The organism is Falsihalocynthiibacter sp. CO-5D18, from assembly GCF_041205445.1.
GTDB lineage: Bacteria > Pseudomonadota > Alphaproteobacteria > Rhodobacterales > Rhodobacteraceae > Falsihalocynthiibacter > Falsihalocynthiibacter arcticus.
In genome coordinates this window covers 1-387 of sequence record NZ_JBGFCF010000102.1, presented here as the reverse complement: position 1 = coordinate 387, position 387 = coordinate 1, and the positions used below count along the sequence as shown (strand labels likewise).

The following is a 387-nucleotide window of genomic DNA, read 5'->3' as shown; positions in this document are numbered from 1 at the left end:
ACAGGACCAGCGCCGACTTTGCCGATGAACAGCCCGCCGCCCCTTCCATACCACAACAGGACCATCGAAGGCGATGCCACCCGGCGTAGCGATAAGACCGGACAGACGGTCCTACACATAATCGCGCAGGGCTGGGTTACTCGCCAGCTTACTTAGTTTTGGGCGCTGCGCTGCACGATCCGCAAGCCACTGCGCCGTGATCGCGCGATAGTCGAAGTCGCCCCCACGTGTCGCGGAGTTACGCCTGATCTCCCGCGATACCGTGCTGGGTGACCGCGACAGCTTGCGCGCGATTGCGCGGATACCTGTCCCCCCTCGCGCATTCCAATGCAATTTCTTCTCGCTCAGAGAAAGCCAGGTTTCGGCTCGTTAGGGAAATCGCCGAGG

General features: G+C 61.5%; 1 protein-coding gene. It reads right to left on the bottom strand.

All coding sequences use genetic code 11. From position 1 onward, the window contains the following. Positions 1 to 111: 111 nt before the first annotated feature. On the bottom strand, positions 112 to 333 hold the full coding sequence (locus AB9F27_RS22115) for a helix-turn-helix domain-containing protein (RefSeq protein ID WP_369758234.1): 222 nt from the start codon (positions 331 to 333) through the stop codon (positions 112 to 114). Positions 334 to 387 lie beyond the last annotated feature (54 nt).